This is a genomic window from Streptomyces sp. NPDC098101, assembly GCF_044760185.1.
GTDB lineage: Bacteria > Actinomycetota > Actinomycetes > Streptomycetales > Streptomycetaceae > Streptomyces.
This window is the reverse complement of the sequence record NZ_JBIWAS010000008.1, coordinates 1-25,441: the sequence shown is the minus strand read 5'-3', so window position 1 is coordinate 25,441 and position 25,441 is coordinate 1. Positions and strand designations below refer to the sequence as shown.

Sequence of the window (25,441 nt, the reverse complement as noted above, 5' to 3'; positions counted from 1 at the left end):
AAGAAGGTCACTGCCGACCTCGTGCAGACCCGCAACCGGCTGCAGGAGCTCGAGGAGAAGAACCAGGAACCGATCGCCATCGTGGGGATGGCCTGCCGCTACCCCGGCGACGTCACGTCCCCCGAGGACCTGTGGCGCCTGGTCGAGGGTGGCACGGACGCCATCACACCGTTCCCCACCCGGCGCGGCTGGGCCGAGGACCTGTACGACCCGGACCCGGAGGCCAAGGGCAGGAGCTACGCCCGCGAGGGCGGTTTCCTCCACGACGCCGACGCCTTCGACCCCGCCTTCTTCGACATGAGCCCGCGCGAGGCGCTCGGCGTCGACGCCCAGCAGCGCCTGCTCCTGGAGATCGCCTGGGAGACCTTCGAGCGCGCCGGCATCGACCCCGCCACCGTCAGGGAATCCGCGGTCGGCGTCTTCACCGGCGTCATGTACGGCGACTACGGCCTGCGGCTGCGTGACATCCCCGACGGTTACGAGGGACACATCCTCACCGGCAGCGCGGGCAGCGTCGCCTCCGGCCGCGTCGCCTACAACCTCGGCCTGACCGGCCCGGCCGTCACCGTCGACACGGCGTGCTCGTCCTCGCTCGTCGCCCTCCACCTCGCGGCGCAGGCGCTGCGGACGGGGGAGTGCTCGATGGCCCTCGCGGGCGGCGTGACGGTCATGTCGACGCCGGGCACCTTCATCGAGTTCAGCCGGCAGCGGGGTCTGGCGCCCGACGGCCGGTCGAAGTCCTTCTCCGCCGACGCGGACGGGGTGGGCTGGGGCGAGGGCGTCGGCATGTTGCTGGTCGAGCGCCTGTCGGACGCGCGGCGCAACGGCCACCAGGTGCTCGCCGTCCTGCGCGGCTCGGCCGTCAACCAGGACGGCGCCTCCAACGGCCTCACGGCCCCCAACGGCCCCTCCCAGCGCCGGGTCATCCGCCACGCCCTGCTGAACTCCCGCCTGACGGCGGCGGACGTGGACGTGGTCGAGGCCCACGGCACGGGCACGCGCCTCGGCGACCCGATCGAGGCGGACGCCCTGCTCGCCACGTACGGCCAGGAGCGGCCGGAAGGACAGCCGCTGCTCCTCGGCTCCGTGAAGTCGAACATCGGCCACACGCAGGCGGCGGCCGGTGTCGCGGGCGTCATCAAGATGGTCATGGCGATGCGCCACGGCGTCGTCCCGAAGACCCTCCACGTGGGCGAACCGTCCCCCGAGGTCGACTGGTCGGCGGGCGCGGTGGAACTCCTCACGGAGGCGCGCCCCTGGCCGGACGCGGACCGCCCGCGCCGCGCGGCGGTGTCGTCGTTCGGGATCAGCGGGACGAACGCGCACGTGGTGCTGGAGCAGGCGCCGGAGGTCCCGGTTGTGCCGGGGGAGGGTGCGGTTCCTGCGGTGGTGCCGTGGGTGGTGTCCGGTCGTACGGAGAGTGCGCTGCGGGACCAGATCGAGCGGGTCCGTACTTTCGCGGCCGAGTCGGATGTCCGTCCGGTGGATGTGGGTGCGTCGCTGGTGTCGTCGCGGTCGGTGTTCGAGCACCGGGCGGTGATCGTCGGGGACGAGACCGTGGAGGGTGTGGTCGGGTCGGGTCGTGTGGGCGTGATGTTTACCGGTCAGGGGGCTCAGCGGGCCGGGATGGGCAAGGAGCTGTACGAGTCCTTCCCCGCTTTCGCGGCGGCCTTTGACGAGATCTTGTCGTACCTGGATGAAGGTCTCCGGGAGGTCGTTTTCTCGGGTGAGGGTCTGGACGAGACCGGGAACACGCAGCCGGCGCTCTTCGCTCTCGAAGTCGCTCTCTACCGTCTGATCGAGTCCTGGGGCGTCAAGCCGGAGGTGCTGACCGGGCACTCGATCGGTGAGATCGCTGCCGCGCACGTGGCCGGGGTGTTGTCTCTGGAGGATGCTTCCAAGCTGGTGTCGGCTCGTGGTCGTCTGATGCAGGCCCTGCCTTCGGGTGGCGCGATGGTGGCCGTGCAGGCGTCGGAGGAGACGGTTCTGCCGTTGCTGGCCGGGCGTGAGGCCGAAGCCGGTATCGCGGCCGTCAATGGCCCCGAGTCCGTCGTCATCGCGGGCGTTGAGGCCGTCGTGCTGGAGATCGCGCAGGCGTTGGGCGTGAAGTTCAAGCAGCTCACGGTCAGCCATGCTTTCCACTCGCCCCTGATGGACCCGATGTTGGACGATTTCCGTGCCGTGGTGGCGGGGTTGTCGTTCAGTACGCCTCGTATCCCGATCGTCTCCACCGTCACCGGCCAGGTGGCTACGGCCGAGGAACTCCAGTCGGTCGACTACTGGGTCGAGCACGTCCGCCGCCCCGTCCGCTTCGCCGACGCGATCCGCACCGTCGAAGCCCAGGGCATCGACAACCTCCTCGAACTCGGCCCCGACGCCGTCCTGTCCGCTCTGGCCAACGGCATCCCCGCCCTGCGCAAGGGACGTCCCGAGCCGCAGCAGCTCGTCACCGCCCTCGCTCGCCTCTTCGTGAACGGCGTGGCCATCGACTGGAAGGCGTACTACGAAGGTTCTGGCGCCCGCCCCGTCGACCTCCCCACCTACGCTTTCCAGCACGAGCGCTACTGGCTGCTCCCCGCCCAGGGCATCGGGGACGTCACCTCGGCCGGGCTCTCCGCCGCCGGGCACCCGCTGCTCGGTGCCGCCGTCGAGCTGGCGGACGGCGACGGGCTCGTGCTGACCGCGCGACTGTCGCTCCAGACGCACCCGTGGCTGGCCGACCACGCCATCCTGGACACGGTGCTGCTGCCGGGTACGGCGTTCGTGGAGCTGGCGACGCAGGCCGGTGACCGGGTCGGCTGCGACACGGTCGAGGAGCTGACGCTCGCCGCGCCGCTCGTCCTCTCCGAGCGCGGCGCCGTGCGGCTGCAGCTCACCGTCGGCGCGGCCGACGACTCCGGGCGCCGTGAGCTCGCGGTCTTCTCCCGCCCCGACCGCTCCGACCGCCCCGACCGCTCCGACGGCGAGGAGCACCCGTGGACCCAGCACGCCACCGGCACCCTGGTGGCCGGTGGCGCCCGTACCCCCGAGGGCCTGGTGGTCTGGCCGCCGGCCGGGGCCGTCGAGGTGGACGTCGAGGGCGCCTACGAGCGTCTCGTGGAGCGGGGCCACGGCTACGGGCCCGCCTTCCAGGGCCTCCGCAAGGTGTGGCAGCGCGACGGCGAGGTGTACGCCGAGGTCGCCCTGCCGGACGAGCGGCGCACCGAAGCCGGTCTGTTCGCCCTCCACCCCGCGCTGTTCGACGCGGCGCTCCACCCGCTGCTGCGCGGTGTCATCGACGACGAGCGGCAGGGCGGTCTGCCGTTCTCCTGGTCGGGCGTGACCGTGCACAGCACCGGCTCCTCCGTACTGCGCGTCCGCCTGACCCTGCGCGGCCCCGACACGCTCTCGCTCGTCGCCGCCGACGGCACCGGCGCGCCCGTGGTCACCGTCGACTCGCTGCTGTCCCGTGCCGTTTCGGCCGAGGCGCTGCGCGGCGCGGGCGGTGGCGGCGACGCCCTCTTCCGGGTCGACTGGACGAAGGTGACCGCCACATCCCAGGAGCCTTCCGGCGACGCGGAGCCCATCTGGGCGGTCCTGGGCGACGCGCCCGACGCCCCGCTGCTGCCCGCGACCGGGACGGGCGCCGGGGCCGGGATCGCGACGGGAACCGGAACCGGAACCGGGATCGAGTCCGGGGCGCACGCCCACACCGACTGGGCCGCGTTCCGTGCCGCCCTCGATGCGGGCGGCCCCGTCCCGTCCGTCGTCCTGGCGCCGTTCCTCTCCGAGCGGGACCCGGCCGGCACCGACCTGGCCGCGCGGACGCGCGCCACCACGCTGCACGCCCTGGAGCTGGTCCAGGGCTGGCTGGCCGACGACCGGCTCGCCGACTCGAAGCTCGTCGTCGTGACGCGCCACGCGGTCGCCACCGACCCCTTCGGAGCGGGTGACCCCGCCCTGGCGGGCGTCCGTGGTCTGGTTCGTACGGCACAGACCGAGAACCCGGACCGTTTCGTCCTCCTCGATCTGGACCTCGACACGGCCGAGGCGTCACAGGACCGGCTCACCGCCGCTCTCACCGCCGCCCTCGCCACCGGCGAACCGGAACTGGCCCTGCGCGGCCCCGACGCCTTCGCCCCCCGTCTCGCCCGCGTCCCGGCCCAGGACACCGAGCCGGCCCGCCCCCGGACCCCCGACCGGACCCGCGACCAGGCCGACGACCGGACCCCCCTCCGGGCGCCCTTCGGGCCCGACGGCACGGTCCTCGTCACCGGCGCGACCGGTGACCTGGGCACCCTGCTCGCCCGCCACCTGGTCACCGAGCACGGTGTGCGCCACCTCCTCCTGGTCAGCCGGCGCGGCGACCGGGCGCCCGGCGCCGCCGAGCTGGAGACGGAGCTCACCGGGCTCGGCGCCCACGTCGCCTTCGCCGCCTGCGACGTCGCGGACCGCGAGGCCCTGGCGGCCGTACTCGCCGCAGTACCGGCCGAACACCCGCTGACCGGCGTCGTGCACACGGCAGGCGTCCTCGACGACGCGATCGCCGCGACCCTGACCCCCGAGCAGCTGGAGAACGTCCTGCGGCCCAAGGTCGACGCGGCGTGGAACCTCCACGAACTCACCGCGGACCTCGGCCTGACCGCCTTCGTCCTCTACTCCTCCTCCGCCGCCACCTTCGGCGGCCCCGGCCAGGCCAACTACGCCGCCGCCAACGCCTTCCTCGACGAACTGGCCCGGCACCGCCGCGCCGCCGGACTCCCCGCGACCTCCCTCGCCTGGGGCCTGTGGGCGCAGACGGGCGGCATCACCGAAAGCCTCTCGCAGAACGACGTCACCCGCATCGCCCGCGCCGGAATGCTGCCGCTGACCGAGGACGACGGCATGGCGCTGTTCGACACGGTCGTCCGCGCCGGACTCGCCTGGGCCCTGCCCACCCGCCTGGACCTCGCCACCCTGCGCTCCCTCGGCAGCGGCCTGCCCGCACTGCTCCGGGGCCTGGTACGGGTCGCGCCCCGGCGCGGCACGGCGGCCGGGGGCACGGCGGCCCCGTCCACGCTCGCCCAGCAGCTCGCCGCCCTGACCGGGGCCGAACGCGAACGCGTCCTCGTCGACCTCGTACGCGGCCATGTCGCCGCCGTTCTCGGACACAGCGACCGCGAGGCCATCGACCGGGACCGCGCCTTCAAGGAGCTCGGCTTCGACTCCCTCACCGCCGTCGAACTGCGCAACCAGCTCAACGCGGCCACCGGCCTGCGCCTCTCCGCCGCGCTGATCTTCGACCACCCGACCCCGGCGGCCATCGCGCACCACCTGGACACCGAACTCGTGGGCAGCGAAACGGAGTCCACGATCACGGCCGTTCCGGGGAACTCCGGCACGCGGACGGACGACGACCCGATCGCCATCGTCGGCATGGCCTGCCGCCTGCCCGGCGGCGTCGGCTCCCCCGAGGACCTGTGGCGGCTCGTCGCCGACGGCACGGACGCCATCACCGGCTTCCCCACCGACCGGGGCTGGGACACCGAGGGCATCTACGACCCCGACCCGGAGGCCAAGGGCAAGAGCTACGCCCGCGAGGGCGGCTTCGTCGACGGAGTCGACCGCTTCGACCCCGCCCTCTTCGGCATCTCGCCGCGCGAGGCGCTGGGCATGGACCCGCAGCAGCGCCTGCTCCTGGAGACCGTCTGGGAGAGCATCGAGCGCGCCGGCATCGACCCGGTGTCGCTGCGCGGCAGCCAGACCGGCGTGTTCGTCGGCGTCAGCGGCCAGGACCACGGCGGCGTCCTCGCCCAGGTGCCGGGCTACGAGGGCCAGTTGCTGACCGGCAGCGCCAACAGCATCGCCTCCGGCCGCATCGCCTACCACCTCGGGCTGACCGGACCCGCGATCACCCTCGACACGGCGTGCTCGTCGTCGCTCGTCTCGCTGCACCTCGCGGCGCAGGCGCTGCGGTCGGGCGAGTGCGACCTCGCGGTGGCCGGCGGCGCGCTCCTGATGTCCACGCCCACGCTGTTCGTGGAGTTCAGCCGGCAGCGCGGCCTCGCGCCCGACGGCCGCTGCAAGGCCTTCTCCGCCGACGCGAACGGCACCGGCTGGGCCGAGGGCGTCGGCGTCCTCCTGGTCGAACGCCTCTCCGACGCCCGCCGCAACGGCCACCACGTCCTGGCGGTCGTCCGGGGCACGGCCGTCAACCAGGACGGCGCCTCCAACGGCCTCATGGCCCCGAACGGCCCCTCCCAGCAGCGGGTCATCCGCCAGGCGCTGGCCGGTGCCCGTCTGACGGCGGCGGACGTGGACGTGGTCGAGGCGCACGGTACGGGCACGCGTCTGGGTGACCCGATCGAGGCGGAGGCCCTGCTCGCCACGTACGGCCAGGACCGGCCGGAAGGACAGCCACTGCTCCTCGGCTCCCTCAAGTCGAACATCGGCCACACCCAGCACGCGGCCGGCGCGGCCGGCGTGATCAAGATGGTCATGGCGATGCGCCACGGCCTCGTCCCGAAGACCCTCCACGTCGGCGAACCCTCCCCGATGATCGACTGGTCGGCGGGCGAGATCGAACTCCTGACGGAAGCGCGCGCCTGGCCGGAGACCGGCCGCCCGCGTCGCGCGGCTGTGTCGTCGTTCGGCGTGAGCGGGACGAACGCGCACGTCGTACTGGAGCAGGCACCGGAACCCGAGGCCGTACTGGACGGGGGCGTGGCTCCGGCGGTGGTGCCGTGGGTGGTGTCCGGCCGTACGGAGGGCGCGCTGCGGGGCCAGTTGGAGAGGGTCCGTACCTTCGTGGCCGATACCGATGCCCGCCCGGTAGATGTGGGTGCGTCGCTCGTTTCGTCGCGGTCGGTGTTCGAGCACCGGGCGGTCGTCATCGAGGACGAGACCGTGGAGGGTGTGGCTGGTTCTGGTCGGGTGGGCGTGATGTTCACGGGCCAGGGGGCTCAGCGGGCCGGTATGGGCAAGGAGTTGTACGAAGCCTTCCCCGCCTTCGCCAAGGCCTTCGACGAAGTCCTGTCGCACCTGGACTACAGCCTTCGCGAGGTCGTCTTCACCGGGGAGGGTCTGGACGAGACGGGGAATACGCAGCCGGCGCTCTTCGCGCTCGAAGTCGCTCTCTACCGTCTGATCGAGTCCTGGGGCGTGAACCCCGAGGTCCTGACCGGGCACTCGATCGGTGAGATCGCCGCTGCTCATGTGGCGGGGGTGCTGTCTCTGGCGGACGCCTGCACGCTGGTGTCGGCCCGGGGGCGTCTGATGCAGGCGCTTCCTTCCGGTGGCGCGATGGTGGCCGTCCAGGCGTCCGAGGAGACGGTTCTGCCGCTGCTGGCGGGCCGCGAGGCGACCGTCGGTATCGCCGCCGTCAACGGCCCCGAGTCCGTCGTCATCGCGGGTGTCGAGGCCGATGTCCTGGAGATCGCCCAGGCGTCGGGTGTGAAGTTCAAGCAGCTCACGGTCAGCCACGCCTTCCACTCGCCCCTGATGGAGCCAATGCTGGACGACTTCCGCACGGTCGTGGCTGGACTTTCGTTCCATCAGCCTCGTATCCCGATCGTCTCCACCGTCACCGGCCGGACGGCCACCGCCGAGGAGCTTCAGTCGGTCGAGTACTGGGTGCAGCACGTCCGCCGCCCGGTGCGTTTCGCCGACGCCCTCCAGACCATCGAAGCCCAAGGCGTGGACAACCTCCTCGAACTCGGCCCGGATGGCGTCCTGTCGGCCCTGGCCAACGGCATCCCGGCTCTCCGCAAGGGCCGTCCCGAACCGCAGCAGCTCGTCACCGCCCTCGCGCGCCTCTTCGTCAACGGCGTGCCGGTCGACTGGAAGGCGTACTACGAAGGTTCCGGCGCCCGCCGCCTCGACCTGCCCACCTACGCCTTCCAGCACGAGCGCTACTGGCTTCTGCCTCCGGCCGACAAGGGGGACGTCGTGTCCGCCGGGCTGGCTTCGGCCGAGCATCCGCTTCTGGGCGCGGCCGTCGAGCTGGCGGACGGCGAGGGCGCGGTCCTGACGGGCCGGCTGTCGCTGCGGACGCATCCGTGGCTGGCGGATCACGCGGTGTTCGGGACGGTGTTGCTGCCGGGTACGGCGTTCGTGGAGCTGGCGACGCAGGCGGGTGACCGGGTCGGCTGCGACACGGTCGAGGAGCTGACGCTCGCCGCGCCGCTCGTCCTCCCCGAGCACGGGGCCGTACAGCTCCAGGTCACCGTCACGGGCCGTGAACTCGCGATCTACTCCCGTCCCGAGCGCTCCGACGGCGAGGAGCAGCCCTGGATCCAGCACGCCACCGGCACCCTGACCGACGGCGGCGTTCCCACGGCCGAAAGCCCGGCCGCGTGGCCCCCGGCGGGGGCCGAGGAGATCGACCTCACCCACCTCTACGGACGCCTGGACGAGCGGGGTTACGGATACGGGCCCGCGTTCCAGGGCCTGGCCCGCGCCTGGCGGGCGGCGGACGGCGAGCTGTACGCCGAGGTCGCCCTGCCGGAGGAGCAGCACGGCGAGGCGGCCCGCTTCGCCCTCCACCCCGCCCTGCTCGACGCGTCCCTGCACATCCTGCTGCCGGGCGTCGCGGAGGCGGACGGGCAGCCGGGCCTGCCGTTCTCGTGGTCGCGCGTCACCGTCCACGGTGCCGGTGCCACCGCGCTCCGCGTACGGCTGATCCGTACGAAGGCCGAGACCGGGCTCGACGAGGTCTCGCTGGTGATGACCGACCCGGCGGGCGCCCCCGTCGCGACGGTGGGCACCCTGCTCTCCCGCGAGGTCTCCGCCGAGATGCTGCGCGGCGCGGGAGCCACCCACCACGAGTCGCTGTTCCAGGTCGACTGGACCCCCCTCCCGCTCTCCGACGACCTCAGCGGAGAGGAGGAGACGGCGGCGGCCATGGCGCACTGGGCCGTTCTCGGCACCGGAAGCACCGGAAGCACCGGAAGCACCGGAAGCACCGGAAGCACCGGAAGCGCCGGAAGCGCCGAGAGCCCCGAGATCACCGGGATCGGTGTCCCCCTCCCCTCATACGAGCACCTCGCCGCCCTCCGCGCGGCGGCCGACGCGGGCACCGCAGTGCCCCCCGTCGTCCTCGTACCTCTCTCCGGTTCCGAAGCCGGCGACCTCGGCGAGACCGCTCGCGCACTCACGCACCGGGCCCTGGAGCTGGTCCAGGCATGGGTGGCCGACGACCGTTTCGCCGCCTCGCGGCTGGTCCTGGTGGCCCGTGACGCCGTGGCCGCCGACGACGGCGACGGGCTGGAGAACCTGGCGCTCTCCGGCGCCTGGGGCCTGTTCCGTTCGGCCGCGACCGAGAACCCCGGCCGGTTCGCCCTCGCAGACCTGGGCAACCCAGTCGACCTGAGCGCTTCGGGCTCCCCGGCCCGGCTGCTCCCGGCCGCGCTCGCGACCGGCGAGCACGAGCTGGCGATCCGCGGCGGCCGGGTCCTCACCCCGCGCCTCGCCAGGACGCAGGTGGGCGCCCCGGCGGCGGAGTCCCCCTGGGACGGCGACGGCACGGTGCTGATCACGGGCGCGACCGGCGGCCTCGGCGCGCTGCTCGCCCGCCACCTGGTCACCGAGCACGGCGTGCGCCACCTCCTCCTGCTCAGCCGGCGCGGCGACCGGGCGCCCGGCGCGGCCGAACTGGAGGCGGAGCTCACCGGCCTGGGCGCCCGCGTCACGATGGCGGCCTGCGACGTGGTCGACCGCGCGGCCCTGGCCGAGGTGATCGCCGCCGTACCGGCCGAGCACCCGCTGACCGGCGTCGTGCACACGGCCGGCGTCCTCGACGACAGCATCGTCGCGTCGATGACCGGCGAGCAGCTGGACACCGTGCTGCGGCCCAAGGTCAACGCCGCGTGGAACCTGCACGAGCTGACGCGCGAACTCGGCCCGGACCTGCGCGCCTTCGTGCTCTACTCCTCCGTCTCCGGCATCCTCGGCCCGCCCGGACAGGCCAACTACGCCGCCGGCAACGCGTTCCTGAACGCCCTGGCCCAGCACCGGCGTTCGCTCGGGCTGCCCGCCACCTCGCTCGCCTGGGGCCTGTGGGCCCAGGCCAACGGGATGATCGGACACCTCGACGAGGCCGACCGCAAGCGCGTCGCCAAGGGCGGAGTGACGCCCATGTCCGAGGACGAGGGGATGGCGCTGTTCGACACCGCCGTCGCCGAGGACCGCAACCTGCTGGCCCCCGTACGCTTCGACACCGCCGCCCTGCGCGCCCTCGGCGACGGCCTGCCGCCGCTGCTGCGCGGTCTCGTACGGGCGGCGCCCCGGCGCGGCTCCGCCGCAACGGCCGGAGCCGCCACCGGCACGGCCACCGGCGGCGCGGACGGCACCTCGCTGGCGCAGCGGCTCTCCGGACTCGACGCCGCCGAGCGCGGGGCGGCGCTGGTGGAGCTCGTACGCGTCGAGGTCGCGGCCGTCCTCGGCCACGCGGGGCCCGAGGCGGTGGACCAGAACCGCGCGTTCAACGAGCTGGGATTCGACTCGCTGTCCGCCGTCGAACTCCGCAACAGGCTGAACGCGATGAGCGGTCTCCGCCTCCCGGCGACGCTCGTCTTCGACTATCCGACGCCGGCCGCCGTCGCCGGACACCTCGCGGAGGAGATTCCCGTCCTGGGCGGCACGGCCCCCGTGGGAACCCTCGGCGAGGAGATCGACCGGCTGGAGGCCAGCTTTGCCGCGTCGGGGTCGGCTTCCGACCACGCGGGAGAGTACGAGGCCGCCGCCGAGCGGCTGGAGAAGATCCTGCTGCGCCTGCGCGAGTCCGCCGGACCGGCGAAGCAGGCCGGAGCGTCGGAGGACGACATCCACACGGCGACCGTGGACGAGCTGCTCCATCTCATCGACGAAGAGTTCGACCTCGCGTGAGGTCGCGGAATATTCGGAAACTTCGACGTATTCGCCCCTCGCGGCAGAGGAAGTGACACAGGTGCAGGAAAGCCAGCAGAGCCCGCAGAGCCCGCAAGGTACGCAGAGCCAACAAGGTACGCAGGACAAGGTCGTCGACTACCTGAAGCGGGTGACCGCCGACCTCCGGCGCGCCCGCCAGCGGATCCAGGAGCTGGAGTCCCGGGGCGACGAGCCGATCGCCATCGTCGGCATGGCCTGCCGCTACCCGGGCGGCGTGGCCTCGCCCGAGGACCTGTGGCGGCTCGTCGCCGACGGCACGGACGCGATATCCCGTTTCCCGACCGGCCGAGGCTGGGACGAGGACCTCTACGACCCCGACCCCGACCGCACGGGCAAGAGCTACACCCGCGAGGGCGGCTTCCTCCACGACGCCGACGCCTTCGACCCCGCCTTCTTCGGCATCTCGCCGCGCGAGGCGCTCGGCATGGACCCGCAGCAGCGGTTGCTGCTCGAAACCACGTGGGAGACCTTCGAGCGCGCCGGCATCGACCCGGCCGCCGTGCGCGGCACCGACACCGGCGTGTTCGCGGGCGTCATGTACTACGACTACGCCCCGCCCGTGCGCCAGATCCCGCAGGAGCTCGAAGGCGTCCTGATGACCGGCAACGCCGGAAGCGTCATCTCCGGCCGCCTCGCCTACTCCTTCGGCCTGACCGGCCCCACGGTCACCGTCGACACAGCGTGCTCGTCGTCGCTCGTGGCCCTCCACCTGGCCGCCCAGGCGCTGCGGGCGGGGGAGTGCTCGATGGCCCTCGCGGGCGGCGTGGCGGTCATGCACACCCCGAGCACCTTCGTGGAGTTCAGCCGGCAGCGGGGTCTGGCGCCCGACGGCCGGTCGAAGTCCTTCTCCGCCGACGCGGACGGGGTGGGCTGGGGCGAGGGCGTCGGCATGGTGCTCGTGGAGCGCCTGTCCGACGCACTGCGCAACGGCCACCAAATCCTCGCGGTCCTGCGCGGCTCGGCCGTCAACCAGGACGGCGCCTCCAACGGCCTCACGGCCCCCAACGGTCCCTCCCAGCGCCGGGTCATCCGCCAGGCGTTGGAGAACGCCCACCTCACCCCGGCCGACGTCGACGTGGTCGAGGCGCACGGCACGGGCACGCGCCTCGGTGACCCGATCGAGGCGGACGCCCTGCTCGCCACGTACGGACGCCAGCGCGGCGACCGGGGCCCGCTCTGGCTCGGCTCGCTGAAGTCCAACATCGGCCACACGCAGGCCGCCGCCGGCGTCGGCGGCGTCATCAAGATGGTCGAGGCGATGCGCCACGGCGTCCTCCCGAAGACCCTCCACGCCGAGGAGCGTTCCCCCGAGGTCGACTGGTCGGCGGGCGAGATCGAGCTGTTGACGGAAGCGCGCGCCTGGCCGGAGACCGGCCGCCCGCGCCGCGCGGCGGTGTCGTCGTTCGGCGTGAGCGGGACGAACGCGCACGTCGTACTGGAGCAGGCGCCGGAGGCCGAGGCCGTACTGGAGGAGGGTGCGGCTCCGGTGGTGGTGCCGTGGGTGGTGTCCGGCCGTACGGAGGGCGCGCTGCGGAACCAGATCGAGCGGATCCGTACCTTCGCGGCCCAGTCGGATGCTCGCCCCGTGGATGTGGGTGCGTCGTTGGTGTTGTCGCGGTCGGTGTTCGAGCACCGGGCGGTGATCGTCGGGGACGAGACGGTCGAGGGCGTGGCTGGTTCTGGTCGGGTGGGCGTGATGTTCACGGGCCAGGGTGCTCAGCGGGCAGGTATGGGAAGGGAGTTGTACGAGTCCTTCCCCACCTTCGCCAAGGCTTTTGACGAAGTCCTGTCGCACCTGGACGGTGATCTCCGCGAGATCGTCTTCTCGGGCGAGGGTCTGGACGAGACCGGGAACACGCAGCCGGCGCTCTTCGCCCTGGAAGTCGCTCTCTACCGCCTGATCGAGTCCTGGGGCGTGAAGCCGGAGGTCCTGACCGGGCACTCGATCGGTGAGATCGCCGCTGCTCATGTGGCGGGGGTGCTGTCTCTGGCGGACGCCTGCGCACTGGTCTCCGCCCGTGGCCGTCTGATGCAGGCGCTCCCCGCCGGCGGCGCGATGGTGGCCGTCCAGACCTCCGAGGAAAAGATTCTGCCGCTGCTGGCGGGCCGCGAGGCAACCGTCGGTATCGCCGCCGTCAACGGCCCGGAATCCGTCGTCATCGCGGGTGTCGAGGCCGATGTCCTGGAGATCGCCCAGACGCTGGGGGTGAAGTTCAAGGAGCTCACCGTCAGTCATGCCTTCCACTCGCCCCTGATGGACCCGATGCTGGACGACTTCCGCAAGGTCGTGGCCGGGCTCTCGTTCAGCAAGCCTCGTATCCCGATCATCTCCACCGTCACGGGCCAGGCGGCCACGGCCGAGGAGCTTCAGTCGGTCGACTACTGGGTGCAGCACGTCCGCCGCCCCGTCCGTTTCGCCGACGCCGTCAACACCGTGGAGCAGCGGGGCATCGAGCTTCTGCTCGAACTCGGCCCGGACGGTGTCCTGTCCGCTCTGGCCAACGGCATCCCGGCTCTCCGTAAGGGCCGTCCCGAACCGCAGCAGCTCGTCACCGCCCTCGCGCGCCTCTTCGTCAACGGCGTGCCGGTTGACTGGAAGGCGTACTACGAGGGCTCCGGCGCCCGTCCCGTCGACCTGCCCACGTACGCCTTCCAGCACGAGCGCTACTGGCTGGTCACCGCCCCCGACGCCGGTGATGTCGCGGCCGCCGGGCTGGCCTCGGCCGGGCACCCGCTCCTGGGTGCGGCCGTCGAGCTGGCCGGGGGAGACGGGGTGGTCCTCACGGGCCGGCTGTCGCTCCGTACGCACCCGTGGCTCGCTGACCACACCGTCCTGGGCTCGGCGGTCCTGCCCGCCTCCGCCCTGGTCGAGCTGGCCGTCCGGGCCGGTGACCACGTCGGCCGCGACACGATTGAGGAGCTGACGCTCGACGCGCCGCTGGTCCTCACCGAAGACGGGGCCGTCCAGCTCCAGGTCACCGTCACGGGAAGCGAGTTCGCCGTCTACGCGCGCCCCGACGGCGAGGACCAGGCCTGGACCCGGCACGCCGCCGGCACCCTCGGCACCGGCTCCGCCCCCACCGCCGAAGACCTGTCCGCGTGGCCCCCGGCGGGGGCGACCGAGGTCGACGTCGAGGACGCGTACGCGCGGCTCCAGGAGCAGGGGCACGGCTACGGCCCCGTCTTCCAGGGCCTGCGCAAGGTGTGGCAGCGCGACGGGGAGGTGTACGCCGAGGTCGCCCTGGACGACGAACAGCGCACCGAGGCCGACCGGTTCGCCCTCCACCCCGCGCTCCTCGACGCCGTCGTGCAGGCCGCCCTCCTCACGGGGGCGGCCGGCGCGAGCGCCGAGGGCGAGGTGACCGTCCCGCACACCTGGTCCGGCCTGAGCCTGTACGCGACGGGCGCGTCCGTCCTGCGGGTGCGGCTGGCGGCGTCCGCCGACAGCGGCACCCCGGCCGTCCGCGTCGCCGACGGCACGGGCGCACCCGTCGCCTCCGTCGACCGCCTGACCTGGCAGACCGTACGCGCCGAGGACGTGGCCGACACGCGGCTCCGGTCCGGCCGGGGGCTCTTCCGACTGGACTGGCTGCCCGCCCCGACCACACCGACCACACAGGCAACACCTTCCGACTGGTTCACGCTGGAGACGGACGCCGAGCCCGCCGAGGGCCTGGCCACGCTGGCCCGGGCCCTGGAGGACGGCACCGTCGCGACCCCGCCGGTCGTCCTCGCCCCCCTCACGTACCCCCCGGCATCCGAGCCGTCCGACACGCCTGACACGCCCGGCACACCCGATGCCGTCCGGCACGCGGCGCACCAGGCGTTGCGTCTTGTCCAGGGCTGGCTGGCCGGCGACCGGTTCGCCGGGTCGAAGCTCGTTGCCGTCGTACGGGGCGGCCCTGCGGCCGCCGCCGCACGAGGCCTGCTGCGGACCGCCCAGACGGAGAACCCCGGTCGCTTCGTCCTGATCGACACCGACGCGGAGCAGCCGCACGACGTCCTGGCGGCGGCCGTCGCCACCGGCGAGCCCCAACTCGCCGTACGCGGGGGCGAAATGCTCGTCCCGCGCCTCGTGCGCACGACCTCCGGAAGCGCCACGACCGCACCCGCCCCCGCGACCACACCCGTACCCGCCCCCGACCAGCCGTCCCCCTTCGACCCCGACGGCACGGTCCTGATCACCGGTGCGACCGGCGCCCTGGGCGGTCTGCTCGCCCGCCACCTGGTCACCGAGCACGGCGTGCGCCACCTCCTCCTGACCAGCCGCCGCGGCCCCGCCGCCCCCGGCGCCGAAGAGCTCGCGGCCGAGCTGACCGGCCTGGGCGCCGCCGTCACGGTGGCGGCCTGCGACGCGGCCGACCGCGACGCGCTGGCCGCGCTGCTCACCGGCGTTCCGGCCGAACACCCGGTCACCGCCGTCGTGCACACCGCCGGCGTGACCGACGACGGCGTCCTGGCCTCGCTCACCCCGGACCGGCTGGACGCCGTCCTGCGGCCCAAGGTCGACGCGGCCTGGAACCTCCACGAGCTGACGCGCGAACTCGCCCCGGACCTGCGCGCCTTCGTGCTCTACTCCTCGGTGTCCGGGCTCCTCGGCGGCGCGGGCCAGGGCAACTACGCGGCGGCCAACGCCTTCCTGGACGCCCTCGCCGAGCACCGCACCGCCCGGGGCCTGCCCGCCCTGTCCCTCGCGTGGGGAGCCTGGGGCGGAGCCGCCGCGGGACTGGCGGGCGAACTGGACGAGGCCGACCTCACCCGCCTGCGCCGCAGCGGCGTCGTGCCGCTCGCGCCGGAGCAGGGCCTCGCGCTGTTCGACGCCGCCGTCACCGGCCACGAGGGGCGCCCGCTGCTCGTACCGGCGCCGTTCGACACGGCGGTGCTCTCCCGGCGCCGCACCGACGAACTGCCCGCCGTCCTGCGCGCCCTCGTACCGGCGACCGGGCGGCGCAGCGCGGCGGACGGCACCGACCGGGAAGGCGCGGATGCGCTGACCCGACGGCTCGCCGGACTGCCCGCCGGGGACCAGGAACGCGAACTGACCGCGCTCGTACGCGCCCAGGTGGCCCGCGTCCTCGGCCACGCGGGCACGGACAACGTCGCCGCGGACCGCGCGTTCAAGGACCTCGGCTTCGACTCCCTGACCTCCATCGAACTGCGCAACCGCCTCAACGCCACCACCGGACTGCGGCTCCCCGCCGCCCTGGTCTTCGACCACCCCACCCCGGCCGCGGTCGCCGCGCACCTGCGGACGGAACTCCTGCCGCAGCTCGGCGGTGGCGGCGGGGCGGCGGGCGACGACACCGACGACCCGCACGACAGGCGACTGCGCGAGGTGCTGGCGTCCATCCCGCTCGACCGGATCCGCCGGGCCGGCCTGCTCGACGCCCTGCTCGGCCTGGCCGCCCCCGACCCCGCCGCGACACCGGCCGACGCCACGGGCGGCGCCGGTGCCGCCGGACCGGGCGACGCGGGCGACGGGACCGGAGCGGCCGACGCGATCGGAGCGATCGACGACATGGACGCCGAGAGCCTGCTGCTGCTGGCGACCGGCACGGAGAGGTCATGATGAGCACGTCTTCCAACGAACAGTTCGTCGCCGCGCTCCGCTCCTCCCTGAAGGAGGTGGAGCGGCTGCGGCAGCAGAACCAGCAGCTGATCGCCGCCTCCCTCGAACCGGTCGCCATCGTCGGCATGGCCTGCCGCTTCCCCGGCGGCGTGGCCTCCCCCGAGGACCTGTGGCGGCTCGTCGCCGACGGCACGGACGCGATCGGCCCCCTCCCCGACGACCGCGGCTGGCCCGAGGACCTGTACGACCCGGACCCGGCCGCCTCCGGCACCGCGTACGCCCGCGAAGGCGGGTTCCTGTACGACGGAGACGAGTTCGACGCCCCCTTCTTCCGCGTCTCGCCGCGCGAGGCCCTGGCGATGGACCCCCAGCAGCGGCTGCTCCTGGAGGTCGCCTGGGAGACCGTCGAACGCGCCGGCATCGACCCGGTGTCGCTGCACGGGAGCAGGACCGGCGTGTTCGTCGGCGGCAACGGGCAGGACTACCCGCTGCTGCTCACCGATCCGCCCAAGGAGGTCGAAGGGCTCCTGATCACCGGCAACGCGGCCAGCGTCGCTTCCGGCCGGATCTCCTACACCCTGGGCCTGACCGGCCCCGCCGTCACCCTCGACACGGCCTGCTCCTCGTCGCTCGTCGCCCTGCACCTGGCCGTGCAGGCGCTGCGGGCGGGGGAGTGCTCGATGGCCCTCGCGGCCGGGGTGACCGTCATGTCGACGCCGTCCGGCTACATCGAGTTCAGCCGGCAGCGCGGCCTCGCCCCGGACGGCCGCTGCAAGGCGTTCTCCGCCGACGCGGACGGGGTGGGCTGGGGCGAGGGCGTCGGCATGGTGCTCGTGGAACGCCTGTCCGACGCGCGCCGCAACGGCCATCAGGTCCTCGCGGTCGTCCGGGGCACGGCGGTCAACCAGGACGGCGCGTCCAACGGCCTCACGGCCCCCAACGGCCCCTCCCAGCGGCGCGTCATCCGCCAGGCCCTGGAGAACGCCCGCCTCACCCCGGCCGACATCGACGCCGTCGAGGCCCACGGCACCGGCACCCCCCTGGGCGACCCGATCGAGGCGGACGCCCTGCTCGCCACCTACGGCAAGGAACGCCCCGCCGGACGGCCCCTGTGGCTCGGCTCGGTGAAGTCCAACCTGGGCCACACCCAGGCGGCGGCCGGCGTCGCGGGCGTCATCAAGATGGTCGAGGCCATGCGCCACGGCGTCCTGCCGAAGACCCTCCACGCCGAGGAGCGCTCACCCGAGGTCGACTGGTCGAGGGGCGGCGTCGAACTCCTCACGGAGGCGCGCGCGTGGCCCGAGACGGACCACCCGCGCCGGGCGGGCGTCTCCGCCTTCGGCATCAGCGGGACGAACGCGCACGTCGTACTGGAGCAGGCACCGGAACCCGAGGCCGTACCGGCCGGGGGCGTGGCTCCTGCGGTGGTGCCGTGGGTGATCTCCGGCCGTACGACGGACGCGCTGCGGGGCCAGCTGGAGAGGGTCCGTACCTTCGCGGCCGGTACCGATGCCCGCCCGGTGGATGTGGGTGCGTCGCTGGTGTCGTCGCGGTCGGTGTTCGAGCACCGGGCAGTCGTCATCGAGGACGAGACCGTGGAGGGCGTGGCTGGTTCTGGCCGGGTGGGCGTGATGTTCACGGGCCAGGGGGCTCAGCGGGCCGGGATGGGCAAGGAGCTGTACGAAGCCTTCCCCGCCTTCGCCAAGGCCTTTGATGAGGTCCTGTCGCACTTGGACGAAGGCCTCCGCGAGATCATCTTCTCGGGCGAGGGTCTGGACGAGACGGGCAACACACAGCCGGCCCTCTTTGCCCTGGAGGTTGCTCTCTACCGGCTGGTGGAGTCCTGGGGTGTGAAGCCGGAGGTGCTGACCGGGCACTCGATCGGTGAGATCGCCGCTGCTCACGTGGCCGGGGTTCTGTCCCTGGAGGACGCCTGCACGCTGGTGTCGGCCCGGGGTCGCCTGATGCAGGCGCTCCCCGTCGGCGGCGCGATGGTGGCTGTCCAGGCCTCCGAGGAAAAGATTCTGCCGCTGCTGGCGGGCCGCGAGGCGACCGTCGGTATCGCCGCCGTCAACGGCCCGGAATCCGTCGTCATCGCAGGCGCCGAGGCCGATGTCCTGGAGATCGCGCAGTCCCTGGGCGTGAAGTTCAAGCAGCTCACGGTCAGCCACGCCTTCCACTCGCCCCTGATGGACCCGATGCTGGAGGACTTCCGCGCCGTGGTGGCCGGGTTGTCGTTCAGTACGCCTCGTATCCCGATCGTCTCCACCGTCACCGGCAAGACCGCCACGGCCGAAGAACTCCAGTCGGTCGACTACTGGGTCGAACACGTCCGCCGCCCCGTCCGCTTTGCCGACGCCATCCGCACCGTCGAGGCCCAAGGTGTAGACGATCTCCTCGAACTCGGCCCCGACGCCGTCCTGTCCGTCCTGGCCGGAGGCGTCCCCGCCCTGCGCAGGGACCGTCCCGAGCCGCAGCAGCTCGTCACCGCTCTCGCGCGCCTCTTCGTCAACGGCGCCTCCGTCGACTGGAAGGCGTACTACGAAGGCTCCGGCGCCCGCCCCGTCGACCTCCCCACCTACGCCTTCCAGCGTCGGCGCTACTGGCCCGACGTCACGTCGGACGGGCGGCGTAAGGACAGGGAGAGCGCGGTCGAAGAGGCGGCGCGGCCGGAGTTCGGGGAACTCACCGGTCCCGAGCGGCTCGTCGCCCTCCGAGAGCTGGTCCGCGTGGAGGCGGCCGCCGTGCTCGGGCACACCGAGCGGGACACGCTCGGTGACCGGCAGACGTTCACGGAGCTGGGCTTCAACTCCATCACGGCCGCCGAGTTGCGCGACCGCCTCCGTACGGCGTCCGGGCTGCGGCTGAGCGCCGCCGACGTCTTCGACCACCCGAGCGTGGAGGCGCTGGCGGTCCACCTGGCCGGCGGGACAACCGTGAAGGTTCCGGAGGCCCGTACCGGCACGGCTCCGGCACCGGTCGACGCCCCGCTCGTGGAGATGTTCCGCCGGGCCTGCCTGGCGGGCCGGGCAGCCGAGGGGCTGCGGTTCCTCGCCGCCGCGTCGCGCCTGCACGACTCCGCCGCCCCCGGCCCCGTCGCGGGCGCCCCGCGCGAACCCGTCCGGTTCTCCGAAGGCGACGGCGAAGGCGAAGGCGGCGGGACCGTACCGGAGTTGCTGTGTCTGCCGTCCTTCGTCGCCCCCGCCAGCCCGTTGCAGTACGCGCGGCTCGGCGCCGAGTTCCGGGGCCGGCGCGGCGTACGGGCCCTGACGCTCCCCGGTTACGAGGACGGTCCGGCGCGGCTGCCCGACACCCCGGCGGACGCCGTGCGCGCGCAGGTCGACGCGGTGCGCCGCGCCACCGGCGGACGGCCGTACGTGCTCGTCGGCTACTCCTCCGGCGGCTGGCTCGCGCACGCCGTGACCCGGGCCCTGGAGGCGGACGGCGGCCCGGCGCCCTCGGGGCTCGTACTGATCGACACGTACCTGCCCGGGGACCGGGAGACCGCCGAACTCCAGAGCACGCTGTTCCGCGAGCTGGCCGACCGGCCGGAGGTGGTCGGGACGGTGGACGACGCGAAACTGATGGCGATGGGCCGGTACCTGACCCTGTTCGAGGACTGGACCCCGGACCGCACGGCGACGCCGACCCTCGTCGTGCGGGCGGCGGACTTCCTGCTGGATCCCGGCACGACGCCGCTCGCCGGTGCACGGGCCGGCTGGCCGCTGCCGCACACCGAGGTGGTGACGCCCGGCAGCCACCTCTCCGTCGTCGAGGAATGCGCCCCGACGACCGCCAAGGCCCTCGACGACTGGCTGGCCGACCACTCATGAACACGAGCCCCCACCGAAAGGACCCTCTCTTGTCGACCTCGTCGTCCGGCGCCGACCTGCTGAGCTGGAGCTTCGTCCAGGACCCCTACTCCACGTACGAGAAGCTGCGGGAGTCCGGCGTCGTGGGCCGGCACGTCGTGAAGACCCTCGCCACCGAACTCGACGCGTGGGTGGTCACCGACTACGACAACGGCCGCGCCCTGCTCGCCGATCCGCGGCTCTCGAAGGACGCGGTGAACCTGCCGGCGATCGTGAACGCCCGGTCGCTCGACCCGGAGTACTCCGCACCGGAACACCCCCGCAGCATGTTGTTCAGCGACCCGCCCGAGCACACCCGGCTGCGCAAGCTCATCGGCAGGGCCTTCACCATGCGCCGCGTGGAGAAGATGCGCCCCTGGATCGAGCGCACGACGGACGCGCTCCTCGACGGCGTCCGCCCCGGCCGGGAGTTCGACCTCGTCGACGACATCGCCCTCGCCCTGCCCATCTACGTGATCGGCAACCTCCTCGGCGTCCCCGAGGAGCGGTTCGACGACTTCAAGACCTGGAGCGGGGCGCTGGCGAGCGTCGACATCTCCGCCGAGGAGAAGCAGAAGGCGATCGGGCAGGCGTTCGCGTACCTCGCGCAGCTCATCCAGGAGAAGCGCGCCTCCCCGGGCGACGACATGATCTCCGCGCTCATCGAGGCGGACGACGACGGCGTCCGCCTCACCGACACGGAACTCATGTCGACGGTCTTCCTGGTGATGAACGCCGGGTACGAGACGACCGCCAACATGATCAGCAGCGGCGTCCTCGCCCTGCTCACCCACCCCGGACAGCGGGACGTGCTGCGCGCCGACCCCACGCTGGTGCCGGGCGCGGTCGAGGAGTTCCTGCGGTACGAGAGCCCGCTCAACGTGTCGACGATCCGCTTCACCACCGGCCCGGTGGAGGTCGGCGGGGTCACCATCCCGGAGAACGAGATCGTCTTCATCGCCCTGATGTCGGCGAACCGCGACCCGGCCCGGTTCGCCGAGCCGAACCGGCTGGACGTGACCCGGTCCGGCGCCCACGCCCACCTGTCGTTCGGGCACGGCGTCCACCACTGCCTCGGGGCGCCGCTCGCGCGCCTGGAGGGCGAGATCGTCTTCCGGAAGCTCCTGGAACGCTTTCCGACGTGGGAACTGGCCGTCGATCCGGAATCCCTGGAATGGCGTTACACGGCCCAGTTCCGCGGCCTGGAGAAACTGCCGGTCCGCCTGAGCTGACCGGACGGCCGAAAGCAACGAGCACGACAACGAGTACGACAACGAGTACGGCAACGAGTACGACAACAAGGAGAGGTGTATCGGAATGGGTGCTGGCAAGGACGTCGTGAACCGGTTCTTCGAGGCCGGTCTGCGGGACGACATCGAGGCCGCGTCGGACTGCTTCGCCGACGACGGCCGCTGGATCATGGCGGAGGGCCCGGAGCCGGGCACGACGTACTCCCGGGACGAGATCCCCGGGTTCCTCGGGAAGATCATCGGCCTCCGCAAGGAATACGAGGCCAAGGGCATCACGCTGGAATACGGTGAACCGATCGAGGCCGCCGACAAGGTCGTCCTCGAATTCACCGTCAATTCCCCCGAGGGAAAGGTACTCGACCGCGCCGTCGACATCTTCACCATCCGCGACGGAAAGATCGCCGTGAAGGACGTCTTCCGCAAGGCGTGAAGCCCGCGGCGCTCCGTGCGAGCGCGTCCGCCGAACCGTGTGAAAGGCCCTGAGGAACCCATGACCGCACAGACCGAAGACCTCTGGATACGGAACTTCCATCCGGCACCGGACGCCGCCGTCCGGCTCGTGTGCTTCCCGCACGCCGGAGGCTCGGCCAGCTTCTACTTCCCCGTCTCCCGGGCCCTCGCGCCCGGCGCCGACGTCTTCGTCGCCCAGTACCCCGGGCGCCAGGACCGCCGGACCGAACCGGTCGTCACGGACATCGGCGAGCTGGCCGACCGGATCGCGGACGACCTGGCGGCCCGCGCCGACGACCGCCCGATCGTCCTCTTCGGGCACAGCATGGGCGCGTTGGTGGCCTTCGAGGTCGCCCACCGCCTCCGGGCCCGCGGGACCGGACCGGCCTCCCTGGTCGCCTCCGGCCGCCGCGCCCCGCACCTGTACCGCGACGACGCGGTGCACCGGCGGTCCGACGAGGGTCTGGTGGCGGAGCTCAAGGACCTCAGCGGCACCGACGCCGGGCTCCTGGGCGACGACGAGATCCTGCGCATGATCCTGCCCGCGATCCGCGGCGACTACCGGGCCGTCGAGACCTACCGCCTCGCCGACGGCACCGCCCCGCTCGACTGCCCCGTCCTCGCCCTCGTCGGCGACAGCGACCCCCGGGTCGACGTCGACGAGGTCCGCGGCTGGGAACGGCACACCACCGCCGGCTTCGCCCTGGAGGTCCTGCCCGGCGGCCACTTCTACCTCGTGCGGGAGCAGGCCGCCGTCCTCGCCGCCCTCCGGGAGCGGATCGCCGCCCTCCCCGCCTCCTCGCTCCCCGTGGCGGGGTGACGAAGACCCGCCATGGCATACGAGACGCGCGGTGCCGCGCCACCCCCCACCGGGCGGTCGACCCGGTCCGGCTCCCTGGTGGCCCTGAGCGACCTCCACATCCACTACGCCGAGAACCGGCGGATCGTGGAGGAGCTCAGGCCCGAGTCGGACCGGGACTGGCTGCTCGTCGCGGGCGACGTCGGCGAGATCGTGGAAGAGATCGAGTGGGCGCTGACGCTCCTCGCCGACCGGTTCGCCAAAGTCGTCTGGGCGCCGGGCAACCACGAACTGTGGACGCCCCGCGAGGACCCCGTGCAACTGCGCGGCGAACGGCGCTACCGGCACCTGGTGGAGCTGTGCCGCTCGCTCGGCGTCGTCACCCCCGAGGACCCGTACCCCGTCTGGGAAGGTGAGGGCGGGCCGGTCACGATCGCCCCGCTGTTCCTGCTGTACGACTACACCTTCCGGCCGCCCGGGGTGACCTCCAAGGAGGTCGCGCTCGCCCGCGCGGAGGAGGCCGGGGTGGTGTGCACCGACGAGTTCCTGCTCCACCCCGACCCGTACCCCAGCCGCGAGGAGTGGTGCAGGGCCCGGCTCGCGCTCACCGAGGCCCGGCTGGCCGCGCTGCCGCCCGGCACCCGGACGGTGCTGGTCAACCACTTCCCGCTGGTCCGCAAGCCCACCGAGGTGCTGTGGCACCCCGAGTTCGCGCTGTGGTGCGGCACCGAGGCGACCGCGGACTGGCACCGCAGGTTCCACGCGGCGGCGGTCGTCTACGGCCATCTGCACATCCCCCGCACCCTCACGCTGGACGGAGTTCCGTTCGAGGAGGTGTCGCTCGGCTATCCCCGGGAATGGCGCCGGCGCACCACCCCGCCGGGCCGCCCGGTCCGCATCCTCCCGGCGACAGGGACCGCGGCGGGGACCGCGGCGGGGACCGCGGCGGAAACCGCGACGGGGACGGAGGGCCCGTGATCAAGGAGCTGCTGCCCGCGTCCGTCGAGGTCGAAGAGGCCTTCGGCGACCTGCCGGAGTCGGTCCTGTACGAGCAGGAGAAGGCGCTCGTGGCCGGAAGCACGGCCGAGCGCCGCAAGGAGTTCACGACCGTACGAGGCTGCGCCCGCGAGGCGCTCGCCCGGCTCGGCGTGCCGCCCGCACCGATACTGCCCGGCCCGCGCGGCGCGCCCGGCTGGCCCGGGGGAGTCGTGGGCAGCATGACGCACTGCGCGGGCTACCGGGCGGCGGCGGTCGCGCACGCCGGGGAGGTGACGGCCCTCGGCATCGACGCGGAGCCCAACCGGCCGCTCCCCAGCACCGGAACGCTGGAACTGGTCACCGTCCCGGAGGAACGGCACTGGCTGTCGCGCATGGCCGCCCGGCACCCCGGGGTGAACTGGGACCGGCTCGTCTTCAGCGCCAAGGAGAGCGTCTACAAGGCCTGGTTCCCGATCACCGGGCGCTGGCTGGAGTTCGAGGACGCCCTGATCACCGTCGACGCGGAGGCCCGCACGTTCCACGCCCGGCTGCTGGTCCCCGGCCCGGTGACCCCGGACGGACGGCGGCTCACCGGCTTCAGCGGCAACTGGGCGGTCCGGCAGGGCCTCGTACTCACCGCGATCGCCCTCCCGGCCGCTTCCACACCTCCGGACGCGTCCACCATGTCCCCATCGACGAGGAGCAGTTGAGAGATGTCGCAGTCCGATCGGGCCGAGCCCGCCGATGCCCGTGGCCGGGTGGCCGAGCTGCACGTCCTGCGCGAGCGGGCCCTGGCGGGCCCGAGTGAGCGCGCGACCGAGGCGCAGCACGCCAAGGGCAAGCTGACCGCCCGCGAGCGCATCGAGCTGCTCCTCGACCCTGGTTCGTTCAACGAGGTCGAGCAGCTGCGCCGGCACCGGGCGCAGGGCTTCGGCCTGGAGGCGAAGAAGCCCTACACCGACGGCGTCATCACCGGCTGGGGCACCGTCGAGGGCCGCACGGTCTTCGTCTACGCGCACGACTTCCGGATCTTCGGCGGCGCCCTCGGTGAGGCGCACGCGACGAAGATCCACAAGATCATGGACATGGCCATCGCGGCCGGCGCCCCCCTGGTCTCCCTCAACGACGGCGCCGGCGCCCGCATCCAGGAGGGTGTGTCCGCGCTCGCGGGCTATGGCGGGATCTTCCAGCGCAACACCCGCGCCTCGGGTGTCATCCCGCAGATCTCGGTGATGCTCGGCCCGTGCGCGGGTGGTGCGGCCTACAGCCCCGCCCTGACGGACTTCGTGTTCATGGTCCGTGAGACCTCGCAGATGTTCATCACCGGCCCCGACGTCGTCAAGGCGGTCACCGGCGAGGAGATCACCCAGAACGGCCTGGGGGGTGCGGACGTGCACGCCGGGACGAGCGGGGTGGCGCATTTCGCGTACGACGACGAGGAGACCTGCATCGCCGAGGTCCGCTACCTCCTGGCGATGCTCCCGCAGAACAACCGGGAAAACCCCCCGGCCGCCCCGTGCGAGGACCCGGCCGACCGCCGCTCCGAGGTCCTCCTCGACCTGGTCCCGGCGGACGGCAACCGGCCGTACGACATGCACAAGGTGATCGAGGAGCTCGTCGACGACGGCGACTACCTGGAGGTCCACGAGCGCTGGGCCCG

General features: G+C 73.0%; 8 protein-coding genes and 1 pseudogene. All 9 read left to right on the top strand.

All coding sequences use genetic code 11. The features are described from left to right. Positions 1–21 precede the first annotated feature (21 nt). Positions 22–10,842 carry an SDR family NAD(P)-dependent oxidoreductase gene (locus tag ACIQVI_RS29285; protein ID WP_403601640.1) on the top strand — a complete coding sequence of 3,607 codons (10,821 nt, stop codon included), beginning with the start codon at positions 22–24 and terminating at the stop codon, positions 10,840–10,842. A 124-nt stretch (positions 10,843–10,966) separates the two neighbouring features. Next, positions 10,967–16,453 (top strand): annotated as a pseudogene (locus ACIQVI_RS29280) (type I polyketide synthase); the annotation flags it as partial. A gap of 47 nt (positions 16,454–16,500) precedes the next feature. After that, the gene (locus ACIQVI_RS29275; RefSeq protein WP_403601638.1) at positions 16,501–20,286 is read left to right on the top strand and encodes a type I polyketide synthase; all 3,786 of its coding nucleotides are present in this window, start codon (positions 16,501–16,503) and stop codon (positions 20,284–20,286) included. Positions 20,287–20,315: 29 nt separating this feature from the next. Further along, the gene (locus tag ACIQVI_RS29270) at positions 20,316–21,536 is read left to right on the top strand and encodes a cytochrome P450 (RefSeq protein WP_403601265.1); all 1,221 of its coding nucleotides are present in this window, start codon (positions 20,316–20,318) and stop codon (positions 21,534–21,536) included. An 85-nt stretch (positions 21,537–21,621) separates the two neighbouring features. Continuing rightward, complete coding sequence (locus tag ACIQVI_RS29265; protein WP_403601262.1) at positions 21,622–21,984, top strand: nuclear transport factor 2 family protein; 363 nt, start codon at positions 21,622–21,624, stop codon at positions 21,982–21,984. A gap of 60 nt (positions 21,985–22,044) precedes the next feature. Next, positions 22,045–22,824, top strand: coding sequence for a thioesterase II family protein (locus ACIQVI_RS29260; RefSeq protein WP_403601259.1), 780 nt, complete (start codon positions 22,045–22,047; stop codon positions 22,822–22,824). Between the two features lie 12 nt (positions 22,825–22,836). Continuing rightward, positions 22,837–23,781, top strand: coding sequence for a metallophosphoesterase family protein (locus ACIQVI_RS29255; RefSeq protein ID WP_403601256.1), 945 nt, complete (start codon positions 22,837–22,839; stop codon positions 23,779–23,781). Then, positions 23,778–24,491: a 4'-phosphopantetheinyl transferase gene (locus ACIQVI_RS29250; RefSeq protein ID WP_403601253.1), complete on the top strand. Its 714-nt coding sequence runs from the start codon at positions 23,778–23,780 to the stop codon at positions 24,489–24,491. Before ACIQVI_RS29255 ends, ACIQVI_RS29250 begins: the two co-directional genes overlap by 4 nt. A 3-nt stretch (positions 24,492–24,494) precedes the next feature. After that, the coding region (locus ACIQVI_RS29245) for an acyl-CoA carboxylase subunit beta (RefSeq protein WP_403601250.1) at positions 24,495–25,441 on the top strand (947 nt) is incomplete at its 3' end.